This window comes from Buttiauxella brennerae ATCC 51605 (assembly GCF_001654925.1).
In the GTDB taxonomy this organism is placed as follows: Bacteria; Pseudomonadota; Gammaproteobacteria; order Enterobacterales; family Enterobacteriaceae; genus Buttiauxella; species Buttiauxella brennerae.
The window spans coordinates 1-1,218 of record NZ_LXER01000025.1 but is presented as its reverse complement, the minus strand read 5'-3'; the positions used below and the strand labels follow the sequence as shown (position 1 = coordinate 1,218).

Here is a 1,218-nt window from a genome sequence, read left to right as displayed (position 1 = left end):
GCCACGGTGGTGCTGGACACCCAGGCCAGCAATGCCCTGACTATCGAAACGGTCGCTGGCGATAACACCGTCAACGCCACCGAATCCCGTATGCCGACGATGATCTCCGGCGTGGTGAGCGGTGATGCGCAGGCGGGCGATAAAGTCGTCGTCAGCGTTAATGGCCATGAATATCACGGCGACGTGGTGGCGGATGCCAACGGCCAGCTGCGTTACGAAGTCCCGGTACCGACGGCGGCCCTGAACGAAGGCAACAATGACGTACAGGTGATGGTCACCGGTGTGGATGCGTCCGGTAACACCGCGATTGCGGTCGAGCACAAAACTGTGGTGCTGGATACGCAGGCGCATAACGCCGTCACTATCGATACCGTAGCGGGTGACAACACCGTCAATGCCAGCGAATCCCGTATGCCAACGATGATTTCTGGTGTTGTAAGCGGTGATGCGCAGGCGGGCGATCATGTGGTGGTCAGCGTCAATGGCCATGAATATCACGGCGACGTGGTGGCGGATGCCAACGGCCAGCTGCGTTACGAAGTACCGGTCCCGACTCATGCGCTGAATGAAGGCAATAATGATGTGCAGGTGATGGTCTCCGGCGTGGATGCGTCCGGTAACACCGCGATTGCGGTTGAGCACCAAAATGTGGTGCTCGATACCCATGCCGAGAACCATGTGATCATTCAGACCGTGGCCGGGGACAATGTGGTGAACGCCGCCGAATCCCGTATGCCGACCCTGATCTCAGGTGTGGTGAGCGGTGATGCGCAGGCGGGCGATAAAGTCGTCGTCAGCGTCAATGGCCATGAATATCACGGCGATGTGGTGGCGGATGCCAACGGCCAGCTGCGTTACGAAGTCCCGGTACCAACCGCGGCGCTGAGCGAAGGCAATAATGACGTACAGGTGATGGTCACCGGTGTTGACGCGTCCGGTAACACCGCGATTACGGTTGAGCACCAAAACGTGGTGCTCGACACCCAGGCACATAATGCCGTCACTATCGATACCGTGGCAGGTGATAACACCGTCAACGCCACCGAATCCCGTATGCCGACCCTGATCTCCGGCGTGGTGAGCGGTGATGCGCAGGTGGGCGATAAAGTCGTCGTCAGCGTTAACGGCCATGAATACCGTGGCGACGTGGTGGTCGATGCCAACGGCCAGCTGCGCTATGAAGTGCCGGTACCAACCGCGGCGCTGAATGAAGGCAAC

Annotated in this window: 1 protein-coding gene; it reads left to right on the top strand. The window is 59.3% G+C overall.

Features of this window, described 5'->3' with window-relative positions:
- Positions 1 to 1,218 (top strand): Ig-like domain-containing protein (locus tag M975_RS15025; protein ID WP_157093394.1); only part of this gene is annotated, 1,218 nt, incomplete at both ends.